We start from the raw sequence: 15,127 nt of genomic DNA, 5'->3' as shown, positions 1-15,127 counted from the left end.
CCGCTACCAATCCGGTGTGGCACCGCAGCGCATGCTCACGGTGCTGCTCGGAGACTACTGGTTCGGTCGCGGCGAACCCCTGCCCTCCAGCGCCCTGGTGGAGCTGCTCGGGGCTCTCGAGATCACCCCCTCCAGCGCACGGGCCGCCATCCAGCGACTGGCTCAGCGGGGGTTCCTCGTGGCCCACAAGGACGGCCGGCGCACGTCATATTCTGTCCACGCGGGCAGTCGAAAGACCCAGGCCCAGCGCGTGGCGCGGATCTTCCAGGCGCACCGCGAACGCCCCTGGGACGGAACGTGGACCATCATCACCTACCGGGTTCCGGAGACAGCGGCCCCGCTGCGCCGTGCCGTGCGGGACACACTGCGTCAGTTGCGGTTCGGGCACCTCAACGACGGGGTGTGGATCAAGCCGGGCCGCCACGCGGAGGAGGCGTTCGCCCACCTGAAGCAGGGGGATGAACCGGTCCTGACGTTGGTCTCCTTCTTCGAGGGAGCCCGCCTGCCGGACTTCGTCTCCCCCCTGGACCTGCGGCGGGCCTTCGATGCGGACGCCCTGGATGAGGAGTACCTGTCCTTTGCCCTGAGCTGGGAAGGACGGGCCAGGGACCTCGGAAGCAACTGGCCCATCGGGCTGGAGGCCTTGCGCCTGCGCACGGAGGTGCTCTCCGAATGGCGGCCGCTGGTCCACCAGGACCCCCAGCTTCCCAATGCCCTGTTGCCCGGGGAGCCGCCGCTGCGCCGGGCCGCAGCAGCCGCCGCACTGTTCTATGACGGGCTGGGGCCCTCTGCGGAGAACGCCGTCCGCAAGATCATCGAACGGCATCAACCCGAGCTGGCGCCCCTGGTGCTGCACCACACCTTCGCCGCCTCGGATCGGCTGATCGCACGGGGGTGAGACGGCCTGACACGGCCTGACACCGGCCGACACCGCCCGCGCGGGACTACCATGAGCGGGACAACGTCCTCGCGACTACGGAGGGAAGCATCATGGACCCGAAATCTGATCCAACGCAGGCCGGGCAGGCTGCTGATGCCGGTGCAGGAGCCGGTGCATCACGCTCCGGCATGGACCGGTCACGGCCCGTGCCGGCACCGTCTGAACCGGCCGCCCCGGAGCAGACGCGCCGGCAGTCGGTGAGCACCGATCCCTCACTCGACGTCCACCAGAAGCAGGGCATCACGGGAGGAGCCTGGATCGCCCTGATCCTCGGCGCGGTGGTCCTGGTCATGCTGCTGATCTTCATCCTGCAGAACAACGTCCCGGCAGACTTCGCCTACCTGGGCTGGAGCTTCAGTCTGCCCCTGGGCATCGCGATGTTGTTCGCGGCCCTGGCCGGAGTGCTCGTCACGGCGCTTTTCGGTTCCGTGCGGCTGCTCAAACTGGGACGCCGGGTGCGCCGGCTCGAGAAGGACCGCGAGACCATCAAGCGCACCGTCAGCTGAGCGAAGGCTTTCCGGGACGCAAGCCGTCAGCGGCCTGAGCCGGCGGTGCACACCTTCAGGGCCGCGGGGCGGACGGTGATCCGGGCTGCGAGGACGGAGCCGAAGGTGTCCCCATCGAATTGGACGCCGTGGGGGACCTCGAACCGGACGTCGAATCGCCGGCCCTGGGCGTAGGCCAGCGCCTTCATCTCGGGCGCGAAGTACAGCATGCCCCGGCCGAACTTGGATCTATGGGCCACCCCCTGGACCATCAGGCGCGTTCCGATCCGGGCCCATTCGAAGCGCTTCTTCGGGCGCAGCATGATCACGTCCAGCAAGCCGTCGTCCACCACGGCAGCCGGAAGCAAGAGCATGTTGCCGGTGAGCGTGCCGCAGTTCCCCACGATGAGCGTGTGTGCGCGGGCCGAGCGGGTGCGTCCCTCGTCAACCCGGTACCGCAGGTGGAACGATCTGTTCCCCATGATCGACTGCGCGATAGGTCTCACGTAGGCAAACCATCCCAGATGTCGCTTCGCCAGCGCGCTGGTGTTCTCCGCCATCTGGGCATCGAGTCCGATCCCGGCCATCACCAGGAAGACCTGCTTGCTGCGGTCTCCCGCCTCGTCTTCCAACTCGGCCTCCCCCACATCGACCGGACGAGTCACACCGCCGAACGCGATCCTGACCGCGGCGTTGATGTCATTCAAGGGAAGACCCAGATTGCGCGCCAGGAGATTACCGGTTCCGCCCGGAAGTAGGGCCACCGGAGTTCCGCTGCCGTGGACCACCTCGGCGACCGCGCGCACCGTCCCGTCGCCACCGGCGATGATGATGACGGACGGCTCCCCCGCCAGGGCCTCCTGCGCTGCACGCCGCCCCGAGTCCTCGCGGCTGGTCTCGTACCACCTCGACTGCCTCCAGCCGCGATGGCGCTCCTGCGCCAACACGGCATCCCGGACCCGGTCCATGGGTAGCCTGCCGGCGGGGTTGTAGACGATCGCCGCATGGGTGGCAGTGGCCCCGGGTGTGCGCATGGGGAAAGCCTAGCCTCGAGTCGGCCGGGTCTAGGCCTGGCCCAGCCCGCCCGGTGGGACGCCCTGGGCCGCAGCTCTGGACGCATGCACCCTGCAGGGCGTAAACCTGACCGGACGGCGGGGGCCTGACGGCAGGAGTCGGCATGCGACACGGACGACGTCTTCACCCGGCGATACTGCTTCTGACGCTTTCGCTGGTCTTGACGGGGTGCTCGGCCGGCACCAGGCAGACCGTGGTCGCCTTGGAGGCAGGCGCAGACGATGCCCTCCGCCTCATGGGCCGGGAAGCCGGCCCCGCTGACTTCACGAAGATGTCGACGACGTTGGATGACCTCCTCGGGCAGGTCCCGGTCGGCAGACAGGGCTTGAGCGCCAGCGAGCAGGCCATCGTGGATCGGGTCGCCCGACGTTCGGTTGTCCTGAGGTCCTACGCAGCAGCTCTCGGCGCTTCGGACGAGGTCATGGGCTTGATCAGCGACGATGCCGTGTTGCTGGTGTCGGGAGCGCTGCAAGGGCAACCGACCCCTGCCTTCAAGCAGCATCTGGACACCGTGGCCGGACGGTTGCTGAAGGAGACCACCTGCACCCTCGTCGCCCGGGAGATGTCCGAACTCACCGCGGCCTCGGCTGCTCCGGTGACCGGAGTCCCCTTGCCCGCCCAGGTGCCGGCTCCGGAGCACGTAGGCCTCTGGGGCACCCTGCAGGGTGCCGTGACAGCGGCCGGTTACCTGCTGGGGGATGCCAACGACGTTGTCGACTTCGCTGGGCTGTCATCAACGATCCTCGCCACAGCGGCCGACAAAGTAGGCAAGGTCAAGACGGTGATGGATGCCGCCGAATGGGCAGATTACGGGGCGATGCAGGTGTACCTGCGTCACTGCGTGTAGTGGCCCTCACGATGACCCGATGCCTCAGTGCGAGACGCCACCACCTTGAACACCACGGCCGTCACCAGCACCACGGCGGCAGCGATCCCGGCGGCCACTGCGGTCCCGGAGGAGTTCAGTCCGCCGTCCAGCCGGCCCATCGTGATCCAGGCCAGCCCCCAGGACAGGGCCAGCGCGGGGGCGATCCGCCCGCCACTGCCCCAGGCGGTGGCCACGCCGATCAGTGCGGCGACGGCCAACACCACGGAGGCCACCACGGGGATCGGCCACCCGAAGCCGTCAAAGCCCGCTGCTGCCAACACAGCAGACGTATTGGCCACGGTGGCGATGGTGACCCAGCCGAGGTAGAGCCCGAAGGTCCCGTCCGTGATGAGGGATTCCAGCCATCCGGCCGATCCGGTCCGGACCAGCAGCCTCAGGATCCACCCCAGCACGGCCAGCAACACCACGATCACCACAAGGCTCAGGACGAGCCAGCCGAGTTGGACCACCCAGATCCATGCGGCATTGAGCAGCATCGCCGCCACCGCCCACGGCCGCAGGGCGTGGTGTCTTGCGGACCGTCGCTGGGCAGGCAGCAACTGCCACACGGAGTAGGCGAGCAGGCCCAGGTAGATCACGGACCAGATCCGGAACGCGGCGGAGGCCGGTGCCAAGGGCGTGGAGTCCTCGTTCAACCATCCGCCGGCGGCCTCGGCGATCGGCGTCCCGCCCAGCACGCCGCTGCCCAAGAAGGCGCCGGCGGTGGCGATGATCCCGCTGAGCAGCACCAGCAGCGGTATGGCGAGTCCGGTGGTGCGGGGGGCGGTGTCAACCATGGGTCTCTCCTGGGGTGGCAGGGTGCTCCTCGAGCACGTCGTTCGAGCGTAGCCATCTTGATCATCGAGATAAAGGGCTAGTCGCTGCGCTTTGACATGGGCGAATTCCACGGCCTGCGTGATACAGGATGATGGTCAGATGCGACTGTGGAGCCTGCACCCCCAATACCTGGACCGTCAGGGCCTGACCGGTGGGTGGCGCGAGGCCCTGCTCGCCCAGGCCGTGCTGGCCGGACGCACGAAGGGATATCGCTCGCATCCGCAGCTCGTCCGGTTCCGTGCGCAGCCGGACCCTACGGCCGCCGTCGGGGCCTTCCTGCTGGCCATGGCCGAGGAGGCCGCCGAGCGCGGCTACACCTTCGACCGGACCCGGATCGACCAGCCCGGCCACCCGGCGTCGGGCCTGCCCATTCCAGGACCGGACCACGACGCTGGCCGGGACCTCCCGGCGGACGGGCCCCTCCCCGGTGTCCCCCGGATCACGGTCACCGAGGGGCAGGTGGCCTACGAATGGCAGCACCTCCTGGGCAAGCTCGGCCAGCGCACCCCGGAGAGGCTGGAGGGCCTGACCGGGATCACCGTGCCGGACGTCCACCCCCTGTTCGAGATCGTCCCCGGACCCATCGAGTCGTGGGAACGTCCGGGCTAACGCGCCGCGGACCCGGAGGTCGCGGTCCGTAACCGCGCGGCCCACCGCTGCCACGGGGGCATCTGGGCCCAGTTCAGGGACAGGGTACGGAAGGCGCGCTCGAAGCGGCGGCACATCTGGGCCGTGCCTCGCAACGACCGGGCCGAGACTCCCACCACGAGGCGTGGGTCGGCGGCCACGACGCGGTGGGGCCCCAGGGCGAGGGCCAGGTCCATGTCATCGTGCACCTCCCGCTCCGTGCGGTGCACCCGGTCCCGGACGTCCAGCCACACCGTGCGGCGCAGGGCCATGTTCGAGCCCCACAACGGAAACCGTGCCGCCGCCGCATGACCCAGGACGTAGTAGGCCCCCAGGTAGACCGCGGCCGCGGGCACCCCGAGCAGGCGGGGCAGGTCCTGGAACGCACCCCAGCCGGTCACCGCGGCGGCGTGCGGGCGCCGGGCCAGGGTCTCGGTGATCGACTCCACCCAGTCAGGTCGGGGCACCGAGTCCGCATCGAGGCGGGCGATGATCGGCGCGCGAGCGGCATCGTAGCCGGTGGCAGCCGCGGCCCAGATGCCGACCCTCGGCTCCATTAGGACGCGGGCACCATGTGCGGCGGCGACGGCCGCCGTCGCATCGGTGGAAACATTGTCCACCACGATCACCTCGGCCGGGGCCACGGTCTGCCGCGCGAGGGCCTGCAGGCAACGGTCCAGCAGGACAGCGTCGTCCCTCGCTGGGATCACCACGCTCACCCCCTGCACGCCCGGCAGGGAAGTGGCCCACTCGGGACTCAGGGTCATGTTCCGTCCTCGACGAGCTGGTCCAGGAACAGTCCGGCCAGCACCGCGCCGAGCACGCCGGCGGCCAGGTCACCCACCGTGTCGACATAGCCGACTTGGATGGCGGGATCGAGCAGCGTGTGGCCCGCCCATTCACCCACTTCCCAGAGCACGGCCAGCAGGGCTCCGAGTCCGGCGGTGAACAGCGTGTGCACGGTGCGGATGGCGGCGGGCCCCAGCGCCCCGGCCGACCACGGCGCCGAGTGGCCAGACGGCGCAGACGGCGCAGACGGCCTCGGCGGCAGCCACCCCATCCGCAGCACCGCCGCCGCCACGAGGGCGGCGAGCAGCCCGGTGGCCACCACGTGGGCCACCAGATCGAGCCAGGGGATCGCCTGGTAGGCGTCCAGCATGGCCGCCCAGGCGGCCGCCACCAGGATGACGGCGGTGCCGGCCTGGACCGACGCCCGCAGGGGCGCCAGCCGCACCACGGTCTGGCCCAGGAGCACCAGGGAGTACAGGGCCACGGCCACGCCGCTGGCCCACAGCCCGAGCACCAGGCTGAGGAGGGTGAGCAGGGCGGCGGCATCGGCGATCAGGCGGGCGGGCAGCGGCCCGCCCACCCGCAGCGTCCTCACGGCCTCGTGCCACAGTCTCGCCGCACGGCCCGCGTGCATCTCGGCCGCCCCGATCCGCTCAGCCACCGAGCGCGATCCAGATCAGCAGCAGGGTCAGCAGGAATCCGGTCACCTGGTTGAGCCACAGGAAGCGCCGCCAGCCGCGGTTGGCCTCCTCGCACGCCTCGTCCGGCAGGGACCGGAACGGCCAGACGCTGACCAGGTACGGCACCACCAGCAACCCGGCCAGCGCCCCGGGCCAGCCGGCCAGCAGCATCACGAGTCCGGCCGCGGCGTAGAGGACCATGGCGGTGCGGACGGCTCCGCGGGCTCCCAGCGCGGTGGCGATCGAGCCGATACCGGCCTGGCGGTCCGCCGTGACGTCCTGCACCGCGCCGAAGGCCTGCGAGGCCATACCCCAAAAGAAGAACGCGAGCATCGAGGCCACCACGCCCAGGATGGGCGGGGCCTCGGCCAGCACCAACGCGAAGACCGCAGGGCCCACGAAGTGCGTGGCCGAGGTCATGGAGTCCAGCAGCGGCCGCTCCTTCAGCCGGATACGCGGGGCCGAATAGCCCACGACGGCGGCCAGCACCACCGCGAGCACCGCACCGGAGAGCACGGTGCCGGCGGCGAGCAGCGCCACCACGAAGGGCAGGGCGAGCAGCACGGCCGACCACAGGATCAGCGGGTGCCACCGCCGGGTCAGCACGATCCCCTCCACCCCGCCCTTGCGCGGGTTGCGCAGATCCGACTCGTAGTCGAAGACGTCGTTGATCCCGTACATCAGCAGGTTGTAGGGGAACAGGAAGAACAGGATGCCCACGATCAGCTCGGTGGTGGAGCCGCCACCGGCCATCAGGTAGGCGGCCGCGAAGGGATAGGCCGTGTTGACCCAGCTGATCGGGCGCGAGGAGCCCAGCAGTTGGCGTGCCCCCTCGGCGAGGGTGGAGCGGGGTGCGGTGGTGGCGGTCATGTCTCCTCCTGACGGTCCAGCAGCGCGGCCACGGACGGCAGCAGCAATCCGGCGGCCACGGGCCAGACCAGGTCCTCCACCGGGGCCAAGCCTACCCGCCATCCTGTCAGCAGTTCCTCGTTGTACCGGAACAGGTCGGCCGCGATCATCACGCTGTCGAACACCACGGTGAGCACCACCAGCGCCACGATCGTCAGGCCCGTGGCGGCCCACCAGCGGGTTCCCAATCCCCGGCGCCAGGTGGCCCAGGCGGCCACGGCCACGGTGAACGCCAGGAAGAGTACGGCGAGGGCGAGGTAGCTCATGGCCCCACCTCCGAACCGGAGCCGTCGCGCGGTCCCGCCCGGCCGGCGTCGGACACGGCGGCCGCCGGCCTGCCCGGCCTGCGGTCCAGCACCAGCACCACCAGCCCCCGCAACACGAGGGTGAGGTAGGACAGGAAGGTGATGAAGACGATCTCCTCCAGCGGCAACTCCGGGGCGAGCATGATGCCGGTCATCCCGGCGCTCTGGCCGGCGGCGTAGTGACCGGAGGCGATGGCGGCCAGGTCCCAGGCGAGGAAGAACACGATACCGAGCCCCACCGTGAGCGCGCCGGCCCTCCGGTTGCTCCGCGGGACACGCCACAGCAGCAGGCGGAAGCGGCGGTCCAACAGGGCCATACACGCGGTGGGGACCAGCAGCGAGATCAGGTAGAGGTAGGGCACCACGGTGGTCACCGGCGCCCATCCCGCAGCCGTTGTTGGACGAGCTCGGCGCTGATCAGGCACATCGGCAGGCCGATCCCCGGGATGGTGCCGGACCCGGCGTAGTACAGCCCCGCCACGCGTTGGGAGACGTTGCCGGCGCGGAAGAACGCGCTCTGGGTCAGCGTGTGCGCCGGCCCCAGGATGCCACCGCGCCAGGTGCCCAGGTCCTCGGCGAAATCGGCCGGGCCCACGGTGCGGCGCACCACGATCCGCTCGGCCAGGTCCGGGATGCCCGCCCACCGGGACACCTGCTCTATGGCCGCCTCGGCGATGGACTCGATCGCCGGGTCTCCACCGCCGTCCGTGCCGCCATGGCCCAGCCCCGGGTCCGCGGGAATCGGCACCAGGATGAAGAGGTTCTCGTGGCCGGCTGGGGCCACCGAGGGATCCGTGGCCGAGGGCTTGCACACGTAGACCGAGGCCGGGTCCGGCACCGTCCCGCCGGCGATCGCGGCGAAGTTGGCCGGCCAGTCCCGCGTGAAGAACAGGGAATGGTGTGCCAGCTCGGGCAGCTCGCCCCGCACGCCCAGCATCACCAGGACCCCGCCGGGGCCACTGGTGCGCCGATCCCACCAGGACTCGGGATAGGTCTGCAGTTCACGCGGCAGCAGCGTGGTCTCGCTGTGGTGCAGGTCCGCGGTGGACACCACGACGTCGGCCGGCAACACCCGCTCGGCGCCTCCCCCGGGCGCGTGGTCCCGGACGCGGACTCCCGTGGCACGGGCTCGATGCTTGCGGGCACGATGCCTGCGGACTCGGAGTCCGCGAGCTCGGGGTCCGCGGGTCGGCTCGGTGAGGATCTGTGTGGCCGCCGTGTGGGCGTGGAGCTGGACCCCGTTCTCCCGGGCCAGGCGGACCAGGACGTCCATCAGGTGGCCGAAACCGCCCTGGGGGTAGAGCACGCCGCCGGTCAGGTCCATGGCGCTCATCAGGTGGTACAGGGACGGGGTCTGGTCCGGGGAGGAGCCGAGGAAGACGGCGGGGTAGCCCAGGATCTGGCGCAGGCGCGGTTCGCGGAACCGCCGGGCCACAAACCGCTCCAGCGAGCGCAGCAGCAGTGGCACCAACCGGTGGGCGCGGCGGACCACGTCGGCGTGCAGGAACGGACTGAGGGAGGTGAAGGAGGTGTAGAGGAATCGCTTCAGCGCCACGTCATAGGTGTCCCGCGCCGAGTCGAGATAGCGCTCCAGGGCCCGGCCTGCCCCGGGCTCGACCGCCTCGAAGCGTTCCACGTTGGTGGCCGTCTGCGCGGAGATGTCGATCGGGTCCCGCGCGGTGCGGGCCCCTTGAGGTGGGGCCCCTTGAGGTGGGGCCCCTTGAGGTGAGGCCCCTTGAGGTGAGGCCTCAGGTTCGCCGGACGGGCCGGCGTCGGGCTCGAAGAACACGCGGTAGGCAGGATCCAGTTGGCGCAGGTCCAGCTCGTCCTGCGCGGTGGTGCCGAGCAGGCCGAAGAAGCGCTCGAAGACGTCCGGCATGAGGTACCAGGAGGGGCCGGTATCGAAACGGAAACCGTCCTGTTCCCAGGTGCCGGCCCGGCCGCCGAAGGAATCCCGCGCCTCCACGAGATCCACGCTGTGCCCGTCCCGCGCCAACAGGGCGGCCGTGGCCAATCCGGCGATGCCGCCACCGATCACCACGACGCGCTGGCCGGTCCCCGCCGCCCTCATCCGTTCTCCCGTGCCGGTGCCGGCCGGCGCGTCAGGGCACCCAGCAGGATCAGCGCCTTGTGGGGGTCGGAGACCCTGACCCGCGTCCGGCGGATCTCGGCGGCCGGGGTCTGCCGCAGGCGGCGGGACAGGGCGGCGAAGAGCGCATGGGCGGCTCGGACGGCGCGGCGGCTACCGGCCGGCAGCTCGGCGATCCCCGCCGCGGCCACCGCCAGGTCGGCGTCAATACCGTCCAACAACACGTCCCGGTGGGCGTCGGTGAAGCGCGCCGGGTCCAGGCCCGGGAAGTAGCGGCGGCCGAGCACGTCGTGGTCGTCGGCGAGGTCGCGCAGGAAGTTCACCTTCTGGAACGCCGAACCGAGCCGGCGGGCAGCCGGGGCCAGCCGCTCGTAGGAGTCCTCATTCCCTCCGGTGAAGGCCTTCAGGCACATCAGTCCGACCACCTCGGCCGAGCCGTACACATACTCCTCCAGGCTGGCCCCGGTGTGCTCGGTCCGCGTCAGGTCCGCCCGCATGGAAGCGAAGAACGGTCCCACCAGCCGGTGGTCGATCCCGTGGTGCCGGGCCACCGAGGCGAAGGCGTGGACCACCAGGTTCGCGCTGCGGCCCCGGTCGATCGCCCGCAGGGTCTCAGCCTCGAGTCCGTCCAGCAGTTCCCGGCGCAGGGCCGGTTCCAGCCCGGAGTCCGGATCGTCCACGATCTCGTCCGCCACCCGGACCAGGGCATAGATGCTGCGCACGTCCCCGCGCAGCGGCTCTGCGAGCAGCCGGGTGGCCCAGCCGAAGGAGGTGGAGTAGCCGCTGATCACCCGTGCGGCGCTGGCCTGGGCCACCCGGTCATAGCGGCCGGTGCCGGGATGCACGCTCATCGGTCCACCCCGGTCCCGGCTGGCACCATCCGCGGGGCGGCCTGGCGCTTTGACGCCCGCCGCTCCGGCTCCTGCCGTGCAGTTTCCTGCTGCTTCGGCTCCGAGTGGTGGGGCCGAAGGGAGTCCGCCGCGGTACGGCGGAGCTCCCCCACCAGGCCGGCCAGGACGTCCGCGAGGGCGGACGGGATCGGCCCGCGGGAGGCCAAAGCCAGCGCCTCGTCCAGGTGGCCGTTCGCCAGCTCCTCGGTGACGGACCGCGCCCCGCACCCCTCCAGCAGGTCCCGGGCGCGGCCTGCGCCCTGCGCGGTCAGGTGCGGGTCACCGACGAGCGGGCGCAGCGCGGGCCAGGCCGCGGTGGTGCGCGCATGGGCCACCAGGGCGGTGTGCTTGCCCTCGCGGAGGTCCGTCAGCACACTCTTGCCGGTGCGGGCTGGCACTCCGAACACTCCGAGCAGGTCATCCAGCAGCTGGAAGCCAATCCCCAGGGGGCGGCCGATCTCCCCGAGGGCCGCGATCACCGGACCGGGTGCACCGGCGAGCAGGGCCCCGGCCTGCAGGGGCAGCTGGAACGAGTAGACAGCGGTCTTCAGCTCAGCCACCCTCACGGCCTCGTCCACGGAGCACGGAGTCTCGGTCAGGCCCAGGCCGAGGCGGACGTCCGCCAGCTCACCGGCGGCGGTGGCGTGAACGGTGTCCTCGAGCAGATCGAGCAGACCGGCGACCACGGGCGCCGGAGCTCCGCAGCCGGCAACCATCCGGACCGCCGAGACCAGGGCCAGGTCCCCGGCGAGGATGCCTGCAGCGTCCCCGTAGCTCCTCGACGTGGCCGGATCGACCCCGCGGTCCCGCGCGGCGGCGGCAAAGGTCCCGGAGACATTGGGGGTCCCGCGGCGGACCTGGTCGCCGTCGATCACATCGTCATGGACCACGAAGGCCGTGTGCAGCAGCTCCAGGGCAGCACCCACCCGGTCCACGACGACCGCCGGGTCGGCGTGTGCAGCAGGCTCGGCGTGTGCAGCAGGCTCGGTGGGGGCGTCAGGTGCGGCCGGGTCGGCGGGCGAGGCCGGGTCGGCTGGGGTCAGCGCCTCGTGGGTGGCCACCAGCAGTCCCGGGCGAAACCGCTTGCCGCCGCCCGTGGCCCGGGCCAGGGCGCTCCAGAGGCCGTGGTGATCCTCCCCGAGGGAGGCGGAACGCGCGGACCCAGCGGTCAGGATCCGGTCCAGTTCGCGGCCGGAGCCCTGCTGGCCCCTCATGCCCGCCCAGCTTCCGCGAGGCCGCTGGTGCGGCCGCCGGCGTTCCGGAGCGCGTCCAGCACGCCCGGCCATTGCAATTGCATCCAGGGGCTCACGGCCCACGGGGCCGCCTGCACCAGTGACTCGACCTCGGCCACGGATGCCCAGTGCTGGTCCATCACCTCGTCCGGGTTGGGCCGGGGCTCCTCCGCGGTGACGGCGGTGAAGACGGGGCAGACCTCGTTCTCCACGATCCCGGAGGCGTCCTCGGCCCGGTACCGGAAGTCCGGGAGTACCTGGTGGATCCGCACGACGTTCAAGCCGAGTTCGTGTACGGCGTACCGCTCGATGGTCTGCTCGAAGGACTCGTCCAGGCGGGGATGACCGCAGAATGAGTTGGTCCAGACACCGGGCCAGGCCACCTTCGCCAGGGCCCGACGGGTCAGCAACAGGTCTCCGTTGGGCCGGAACAGGTAGCAGGAGAACGCCAGGTGCAGCGGGGTGTCCCGGCTATGCACGGTGGCCCGCGGGGCCAGGCCCACGGCGCGGCGGCTCTCATCCACCAGCACCACGTGGTCTTCTGGGACGGCGTCCATGGTCCTCCATTTGAAGAAAAATAAACCTAGCCGGGCTAGGTAGATTCACAGTAACATGTGGGTCATGCCCACACCACCGCGGAACCCCACCCCACCGCGGATCGCAGCCTCCTCCACAGAGTATTGGTTCGACACCTCAGACCGGGCGGTTCAGCTCCTCAAGGCGGTCCGGCGTTTCCGCCGGGCGGACCAGGAGATGCGCCGTGGCATGGAGACGGACATGGACATCAACGCTACGGATCTTGAGGCGCTGCGTCACGTCATCGCGCACGAACGGGCCGGGACCGCGGTGACCGCCCGGGACCTGAGCACCCACCTGCACATCTCCACGGCGTCCACCGCCAAGCTGCTCAACCGGCTGAGCCTGTCCGGGCACGTCCAGCGCCTCCCGCACCCAGAGGACCGTCGCTCCGTGCTCGTCGCCGCCACCCAGCACGCCCACGAGGAGGTCCGCTGCTGGCTCTCGCCCATGCACCAGAGGATGCTGCAGGCGGCGCGCGACGTCCCCGAGGACTCCCGGCAGGCCGTCCTCGATTTCCTGGACGCCCTCACGCAGAGCCTCCCGCCGGACCCCCCGGAGCCCGAAGACGGCTAGGAACCGGTCTGCGCCGGGTCCTCCTCTGCGGCGGCGAGGATCTTCTTCGCCATGGTGGGGAAGATCAGGGCATGGAACGGCTGGATGGCGCGCCAGTAGGCGCGGCCGAGCACCCCCGAGGGGAAGAAGACCGCACGCTGGCGCAGGCGCGAACCGCCGCCGCTGGTGGCGTCCACCGAGAACTGGAGCCAGGCTCGTCCGCCGGCGCGCATCTCGGCCCGCAGCGTGACGGACCGTCCGGGGTCCACGGACTCCACCCGCCACCAGTCCACGTGGTCATTGACACGCAGCCGCGCCTCGTCCTTCCGGCCGCGTGCCAGCCCGTAGCCGCCCAGGGCCTGGTCCATCAACCCGCGGATGCGCCACAGGGCCGACGCCGAGTACCAGCCATTGCGGCCGCCGATCGTCTCCACCACAGCCCATACGGCCTCCGGCGAGGCGTCGCCCTCGCGCTCACGGATGTCCGTGAACACCGTGTTGCCGGCCCACTCCGGGTCTGAGGGCAACGGTTCGGCCGGATCCTGGGCCATCGCAGTCAGCACATCGTCATCCCAGGTCTGGTCCAACGGTCCTCGGCGCTGCCGGTCGATGGCCCGGCGGCAGGCCTGCCTGAAGTCGGTCAGGCCGCCGGGCGGATCCGGGATGATCCCGGCGATGTCATGCTCGGTGGTGACGGCGTCCTCCGCCATCGATGCGGCCAGCGGCATGGCGATCCCCCGGGGAATAGGGGTGACGAGACCGATCCAGAAACCCGAGAGATGCTGCGCGGGGATCGGCAGGGGGATGACCCGCCGGCGGGACAGTCCGGCCACCTCGGCGTAGTCGGTCAGCATGGTGGCGAAGGACTGGTCCTGCCCGCACCCGATGCCAAGGGCGCGGTTCACCGGCTCCTCCAGGGCGCAGGCATGGGCGAGGTAGTAGAGCACATCCCGGATGGCGATCGGCTCGATCCGGTTGGACAGCCAGCTGGGCCCGGGCATCACCGGCAGCCGCTCGGCCAGGTGCCGGATCATCTCGAAGGAGACCGACCCCGAGCCGATGATCACGGCGGCCTTGAACACCAGGGCGGGGACCTCTCCCTCCAGCAGGATGCGCGCGACCTGCTCGCGCGATCGCATGTGGTCAGAGAGCCGCTCCAGTGGCTTGTCCGGGTGCAGCCCGCCGAGGAAGGCGATCTGATGCACGCCCGTTCGTGCCGCCGCGGCGGCGACGGTGCGGGCCATCTCGGCCTCGCGGTCGACGAAATCTGACCCGGATCCCATCGAGTGCACCAGGTACAGCACCGTGTGGACGTCCTGCATGGCGGTCTCGACGTCCCCGGCCTCCAGCAGGTCCGCCTCGGCCGTCTCCACGTCGGCGGACCACGGACGGTTGGAGAGGTCGTCCACGTTCCGGGCCGTGGCGCGCACGGTGAACCCGGCGGCGAGCAGTTCGGGGATGAGCCGGCCGCCCACGTATCCGGTGGCACCGGTGACGAGGACACGGCGGTCATGGCCTTCGGGCAGGGACAGGTGCAGGGGCGAGGCGGGCTCGGAGGTCATGTGGCCACGGTACGGGTCGACGGCGGCCGGGTGAAGCGGTCCGCCTCTGAGAGTTTGCCGGGTATCCGCCCCGTGGAGCCCGCACCCCTTGCCTCCTGCCCCACCGGCTGTGGTGGACTGGCGGCACCGCCCATCCACCGATGACGCGGAGAATCACCACGAGGAGGAACCATGAACGCCAACGACCCCGTGAAGACCCTGCTGGAGAAGACCGAGAAGGCCGGCCTGGCCATGCTGGCCACCACCGACTCCGAGGGACGGATCGTCAGCCGGCCCATGGCGATCCAGGAGATCGAGGAGGACCACACCATCTGGTTCATCACCCGGGTCAGCACGCCGAAGATCGGCGAGGTGTCCGGAAGTCAGCCGGTCAACGTGACCGTGGCGGAGAAGGGCTTCTGGGCCTCCATCACCGGCACCGCCACCGTGGAGGCAGACGTGGAACGCAAGAAGCGGTACTGGTCCAAGACCACCGAGGCCTTCTTCGGCGAGTCGAAGCCCGAGGACCCGGACATCGTGCTGCTGAAGGTCGATCCGGACACCGGTGAGTACTGGGACTCCCCCGGCCTGCCGGCCACGGCGGTGGAGGTCATCAAGGGCATGGTCAGTGACAAGCCCGCGCACCCCGGGGACAGCAGCACCGTCCAGCTCTGAATCGCTGAGCCCGCCCGGGCCGTGACCCCCACGGTGCCGCCATCCCTTGTGGGGC

At 70.7% G+C, this 15,127-nt stretch carries 18 protein-coding genes; 6 read left to right on the top strand and 12 right to left on the bottom strand.

Annotated features, from left to right (window positions below; all coding sequences use genetic code 11):
* Positions 1-16 precede the first annotated feature (16 nt).
* Together ACSU1G_RS22155 and ACSU1G_RS22150 are read left to right on the top strand one after the other, a co-directional pair.
* Positions 17-898, top strand: coding sequence for a PaaX family transcriptional regulator (locus ACSU1G_RS22155; RefSeq protein ID WP_439282187.1), 882 nt, complete (start codon positions 17-19; stop codon positions 896-898).
* A gap of 92 nt (positions 899-990) precedes the next feature.
* Positions 991-1,446, top strand: coding sequence for a LapA family protein (locus tag ACSU1G_RS22150; protein WP_439282186.1), 456 nt, complete (start codon positions 991-993; stop codon positions 1,444-1,446).
* Between the two features lie 26 nt (positions 1,447-1,472).
* Here the strand turns inward: ACSU1G_RS22150 and ACSU1G_RS22145 are convergent, their stop codons facing one another.
* Positions 1,473-2,459, bottom strand: a complete 987-nt coding sequence (locus ACSU1G_RS22145) for a diacylglycerol/lipid kinase family protein (RefSeq protein WP_439282185.1) — start codon at positions 2,457-2,459, stop codon at positions 1,473-1,475.
* Positions 2,460-2,602: 143 nt separating this feature from the next.
* On the opposite strand from ACSU1G_RS22145, the gene ACSU1G_RS22140 reads away from it, so the two are divergent.
* A complete protein-coding gene (locus ACSU1G_RS22140) occupies positions 2,603-3,346 on the top strand; it encodes a hypothetical protein (protein WP_439282184.1) in 744 nt (247 codons plus the stop codon).
* Here ACSU1G_RS22140 and ACSU1G_RS22135 read toward each other — a convergent pair.
* Positions 3,334-4,164 (bottom strand): tryptophan-rich sensory protein, encoded by an 831-nt coding sequence (locus tag ACSU1G_RS22135; RefSeq protein WP_439282183.1) that lies wholly within the window; start codon positions 4,162-4,164, stop codon positions 3,334-3,336. The genes ACSU1G_RS22140 and ACSU1G_RS22135 overlap by 13 nt on opposite strands.
* Before the next feature lie 139 nt (positions 4,165-4,303).
* Here ACSU1G_RS22135 and ACSU1G_RS22130 point away from each other — a divergent pair, with 139 nt between their 5' ends.
* Positions 4,304-4,813, top strand: a complete 510-nt coding sequence (locus ACSU1G_RS22130; protein WP_439282182.1) for a pyrimidine dimer DNA glycosylase/endonuclease V — start codon at positions 4,304-4,306, stop codon at positions 4,811-4,813.
* Here the strand turns inward: ACSU1G_RS22130 and ACSU1G_RS22125 are convergent.
* The 9 genes from ACSU1G_RS22125 to idi are packed head-to-tail and all read right to left on the bottom strand — an operon-like array spanning position 4,810 to position 12,282.
* Positions 4,810-5,598, bottom strand: coding sequence for a glycosyltransferase family 2 protein (locus tag ACSU1G_RS22125; protein WP_439282181.1), 789 nt, complete (start codon positions 5,596-5,598; stop codon positions 4,810-4,812). The two genes, ACSU1G_RS22130 and ACSU1G_RS22125, sit on opposite strands and share 4 nt — an antisense overlap.
* Positions 5,595-6,281 (bottom strand): hypothetical protein, encoded by a 687-nt coding sequence (locus ACSU1G_RS22120; RefSeq protein ID WP_439282180.1) that lies wholly within the window; start codon positions 6,279-6,281, stop codon positions 5,595-5,597. The genes ACSU1G_RS22125 and ACSU1G_RS22120 overlap by 4 nt, the downstream gene beginning before the upstream one ends.
* On the bottom strand, positions 6,274-7,170 hold the full coding sequence (locus ACSU1G_RS22115; RefSeq protein ID WP_439282179.1) for a prenyltransferase: 897 nt from the start codon (positions 7,168-7,170) through the stop codon (positions 6,274-6,276). Before ACSU1G_RS22115 ends, ACSU1G_RS22120 begins: the two co-directional genes overlap by 8 nt.
* Positions 7,167-7,475, bottom strand: a complete 309-nt coding sequence (locus ACSU1G_RS22110) for a lycopene cyclase domain-containing protein (protein WP_439282178.1) — start codon at positions 7,473-7,475, stop codon at positions 7,167-7,169. Before ACSU1G_RS22110 ends, ACSU1G_RS22115 begins: the two co-directional genes overlap by 4 nt.
* Positions 7,472-7,888 (bottom strand): lycopene cyclase domain-containing protein, encoded by a 417-nt coding sequence (locus tag ACSU1G_RS22105; protein WP_439282177.1) that lies wholly within the window; start codon positions 7,886-7,888, stop codon positions 7,472-7,474. The genes ACSU1G_RS22110 and ACSU1G_RS22105 overlap by 4 nt, the downstream gene beginning before the upstream one ends.
* Positions 7,885-9,585: a phytoene desaturase family protein gene (crtI, locus tag ACSU1G_RS22100; protein ID WP_439282176.1), complete on the bottom strand. Its 1,701-nt coding sequence runs from the start codon at positions 9,583-9,585 to the stop codon at positions 7,885-7,887. Before crtI ends, ACSU1G_RS22105 begins: the two co-directional genes overlap by 4 nt.
* Positions 9,582-10,454, bottom strand: coding sequence for a phytoene/squalene synthase family protein (locus ACSU1G_RS22095; RefSeq protein WP_439282175.1), 873 nt, complete (start codon positions 10,452-10,454; stop codon positions 9,582-9,584). Before ACSU1G_RS22095 ends, crtI begins: the two co-directional genes overlap by 4 nt.
* Positions 10,451-11,707, bottom strand: a complete 1,257-nt coding sequence (locus ACSU1G_RS22090) for a polyprenyl synthetase family protein (protein WP_439282174.1) — start codon at positions 11,705-11,707, stop codon at positions 10,451-10,453. The genes ACSU1G_RS22095 and ACSU1G_RS22090 overlap by 4 nt, the downstream gene beginning before the upstream one ends.
* Complete coding sequence (gene idi / locus ACSU1G_RS22085) at positions 11,704-12,282, bottom strand: isopentenyl-diphosphate Delta-isomerase (protein WP_439282173.1); 579 nt, start codon at positions 12,280-12,282, stop codon at positions 11,704-11,706. The genes ACSU1G_RS22090 and idi overlap by 4 nt, the downstream gene beginning before the upstream one ends.
* 64 nt (positions 12,283-12,346) lie before the next feature.
* Here idi and ACSU1G_RS22080 point away from each other — a divergent pair, with 64 nt between their 5' ends.
* Entirely contained in the window at positions 12,347-12,877 is a 531-nt protein-coding gene (locus ACSU1G_RS22080) for a MarR family winged helix-turn-helix transcriptional regulator (RefSeq protein WP_439282172.1), read from the top strand.
* Here the strand turns inward: ACSU1G_RS22080 and ACSU1G_RS22075 are convergent.
* Positions 12,874-14,418 carry an SDR family oxidoreductase gene (locus tag ACSU1G_RS22075; RefSeq protein WP_439282171.1) on the bottom strand — a complete coding sequence of 515 codons (1,545 nt, stop codon included), beginning with the start codon at positions 14,416-14,418 and terminating at the stop codon, positions 12,874-12,876. The two genes, ACSU1G_RS22080 and ACSU1G_RS22075, sit on opposite strands and share 4 nt — an antisense overlap.
* Before the next feature lie 171 nt (positions 14,419-14,589).
* Between ACSU1G_RS22075 and ACSU1G_RS22070 the strand changes: the two genes are divergently transcribed.
* Complete coding sequence (locus ACSU1G_RS22070; RefSeq protein ID WP_439282170.1) at positions 14,590-15,072, top strand: pyridoxamine 5'-phosphate oxidase family protein; 483 nt, start codon at positions 14,590-14,592, stop codon at positions 15,070-15,072.
* The last annotated feature ends 55 nt before the right edge of the window (positions 15,073-15,127 follow it).

The organism is Microbacterium sp. A93 (assembly GCF_051842835.1).
This window is presented reverse-complemented; position numbering and strand designations above follow the sequence as displayed.